The sequence below is a fragment of the Henriciella sp. genome, assembly GCF_049649345.1.
Taxonomy (GTDB): domain Bacteria; phylum Pseudomonadota; class Alphaproteobacteria; order Caulobacterales; family Hyphomonadaceae; genus Henriciella.
Map to the genome: position 1 here is coordinate 1 of NZ_JBARZC010000503.1, position 3,320 is coordinate 3,320.

Consider the following 3,320-nt stretch of genomic DNA (forward strand, 5'->3'; position numbering starts at 1 on the left):
ATCCGCGCTTCGTTGCGAATCGCACGGCCGCCGACCGCGACCGGGTCGTTGAACGGAATGAAGGCACTGATCGGTGCGCCGAAGAAGGCGACAGGCAGGTTGAAAGCGGCCTGGCCGCAGTCCACGCCGCGAACACCGTCAGGGTTACAGGGGTTGAACGGGTTATCACCCGGCGTCGCCACGTTGAAGGCAATCGTCCGGTTCTGCTGCTGGGTGAACTGACGGTTCGAGTAAAGTGCCTCGAAGAAGGCACTTGTGTTCAGATCGTCGCCGAACCCGTATTCGCCATAGGTGAAGGCCGAGAATGTTTCGACTTCTGCCTGAACGTCAGCAGCGCGTGACTGTTCGGAGCCGATGTTCTGATAGAAAGGCGAAAGAATGTCGACCTGGAGGGTGCCGTCAGGGCCGAGGATGTCGTTGAAGCCGAGGACGTTGGAGTCCGAATAGTTCGGCACGCCGACATTTGTCGTTCCTGGCGTGTAGTAAAGCGACCCGAAGCTGGCGCTCTCCTGCGGCAGAGGATCAATCCAGATACGGTTGATACCAAATGCAAGGTTACAGTCGATTTCCGAGGCCGAGTTGAAGCTGTTGACCGAGGTATCCTGGTCCCGGATTTCGCCGGTGGTGGTCACCTCATAAGGGGTCGCACAATCGCCGAAGACGTCCGGACGGTCCCGGAGGCGCAGATTCTGCTGTTTGGTCCATTCGCCGCCGAAGCCCATGAAGCCCCGGTCATTGCTGACGCCCCAGTTTGCGGACACGAACTGGCTGCCGCCGCCGCCGCCTTCAGCAGTTGGGTTGGACCAGGATCCTTCGACCTCGAAACCGTCGAAGTCCTTGCGCAGGACAACGTTGACAACGCCGGCCACGGCGTCGGAGCCGTAGATCGAAGATGCGCCGTCGAGGAGAACGTCGATCCGGTCGATGAGAGAGGAGGGGATGAGGTTCAGGTCAGGAACGCCCGGTGCGCCTTCGACACCTGAGGCGCCGAGACGGCGGCCGTTGACCAGGGTCAGCGTACGCGCGGCGCCCAGGCCGCGAAGGTCGATCGTGGAAGCGCCAGGACCGTTGTCGAGCACGAACCCGTTAAAGGTCGTATCGATCTGCAGGCCGGTTGAGGCCGTGCTTTCCTGAAGCAGGCTTGCCGCGTCCACCAGGCCGATATCGCGGCTGACTTCGCCGGAAATGACTTGTACAGGTTTGATGCTGTCGAACTCGCTGCGCACGATGCGCGAGCCGGTGACAACAACCCGCTCCTGGCGGGCCTCATCATCGTCTTCGACTTCTTCGATAACGACAGGAACGTCGCTTTCATCAGCATCCTGAGCGACGGCAGCGCCGGCCCAGACACCGCCTGCAGCCGACGCGATGAGCGTGGTCGCAAACAGTTTCTTTTTCCAGATATCTTGGGTCAATATGACCTCCTCCAATAAGCGCCCACGCGATTTGGGTCCCCAAACCGGTAGGCCTTCCCTGACACATTGTGAGACTGGTCGACGCCCGAGCAGCCATCGACCGCACGCTAGGCGGGGCGCTTAAACAAGGTCAACGGATTTATGACAGATCATTCATTCGCAGGCGCAAAAGAGGCGAAAGTGTGTCAATCTGGACACATCTTTCTTAAGGCCGTCTCGCGAGCGCAAGTTCGTTGCTGCGGTTGTGGAGTCTTGAGGCTGAATTCACCAGCGCGTTGCAATTCCGACATATTTTCGTCCATTCGAGAAGGACGACTGGCGACTACCAGAGCCGCGAGCCTCAAAATCAGTCTCTGTGATGTATTCTCAGCGCAGCGAGACCCTGAGCGGGGGGATTATCGCTTTTGTCTGTCTGGGAGAAGAAGCTGGTGCCGCGAGACAGAATTGAACTGTCGACCTCGTCATTACCAATGACGCGCTCTACCACTGAGCTACCGCGGCGTTTACGCTAGCGTGGGGTGCCCTTAGCTTAAGCGGCGAATGATGAAAAGACCGTTTCGGGAGGTTCACTGAACAAATGGCTGCAAAAGACAGTGAGAAGACCCGCGAGGCCCGGCTGAAGGCGGCCCTGCGCGACAATCTTAAAAGGCGCAAACAGGCGGCCAGGAAGGTCCGTGACGACGACGCATCGAGCGATGGCAAGTCCGCGAAGGAAGACGAGGCGTAAACGCTGCGGCAAGGCTTTGGGCAGAAGGGTCACATTCCTGCCTTTCCCGCGCCGCGCAGCGCACTATAACGGCTCGCCATGGACAAATTAAAGATCATAGGCGGCAAACCGCTTTCCGGCACGATCCCGATTTCGGGCGCGAAGAATTCAGCCCTCAAGCTGATGGCAGCCTGCCTGCTCACGCCTGAGCCGGTGACGCTGAAGAATATGCCGAATCTCGCCGATACCCGCTTTCTATCACAGCTGCTGGCGACGCTTGGTGTAGAAGTCTACTGGCCGAAGGGCCAAACGGAATGCCGGCTGAATGCCGCAGAACTGTCCTCGACCATCGCGCCGTATGAGCAGGTGCGGAAGATGCGGGCGAGCTTCAATGTGCTCGGGCCGCTTCTGGCGCGCTATGGCCATGCGACGGTGTCGCTACCGGGCGGCTGCGCGATCGGCGCGCGGCCTGTCGATCTGCACCTGAAAGCCTTCGAGGCGATGGGCGCCGACCTGCTGGTCGAGGAAGGCTATGTGAAGGCCGCCGCGATCCACGGTCTCAAAGGCGCGCATATCGTGTTTCCGTTCGTCTCTGTCGGCGCGACCGAGCACGCCATGCTGGCCGCGACGCTGGCCCAGGGCGAGACCGTACTGGAGAATGCCGCGCGCGAGCCGGAGATTGCCGATCTGGCGGACTGTCTCAATTCCATGGGCGCCAAAGTGTCCGGCGCAGGCACGGCAACGATCACGATCGAGGGCGTCGAAACGCTGAAAGGCACCACACATGACGTGATGGCCGACCGGATCGAGGCTGGCACCTATGCCATGGCGGTCGCGGCAGCTGGCGGCGATGTGACGCTCACCAATGCGCCTGTCGCGGCCCTCAGCGCGCTCAACCATGCGCTTCGCAATGCCGGCGTTGAGGTCGATACTGACAAGGATGCGGCCACGGTGCGCATCCGGCGCAATGGCACAAAGCTCAAGGCCGTCAGTATCGATACCGCGCCACACCCAGGCTTCCCGACAGATTTGCAGGCGCAATTCATGGCGCTCATATCGCTGGCTGAGGGCACGAGCATCATCCGCGAGAACATTTTCGAGAACCGCTTCATGCATGCGCCTGAACTCTCGCGTCTTGGCGCGAATATCGCGGTGCGCGGTCATGAGGCAATCGTCACGGGGATTGATGCGCTGAAGGG

General features: G+C 60.3%; 3 protein-coding genes and 1 tRNA gene. 2 read left to right on the forward strand and 2 right to left on the reverse strand.

The window, feature by feature from the left end:
• Nucleotides 1-1,415, reverse strand: a 1,415-nt coding sequence (locus WA989_RS13950) for a TonB-dependent receptor (RefSeq protein WP_424341096.1), incomplete at its 3' end; no start/stop codon positions are given.
• 426 nt (nucleotides 1,416-1,841) lie between these two features.
• A tRNA-Thr gene (locus WA989_RS13955) sits at nucleotides 1,842-1,916 on the reverse strand.
• Nucleotides 1,917-1,992: 76 nt separating this feature from the next.
• On the opposite strand from WA989_RS13955, the gene WA989_RS13960 reads away from it, so the two are divergent.
• Entirely contained in the window at nucleotides 1,993-2,142 is a 150-nt protein-coding gene (locus WA989_RS13960) for a hypothetical protein (protein ID WP_424341097.1), read from the forward strand.
• A gap of 78 nt (nucleotides 2,143-2,220) precedes the next feature.
• On the forward strand, nucleotides 2,221-3,320 hold a 1,100-nt coding region (gene murA / locus WA989_RS13965), incomplete at its 3' end, for a UDP-N-acetylglucosamine 1-carboxyvinyltransferase (RefSeq protein ID WP_424341098.1).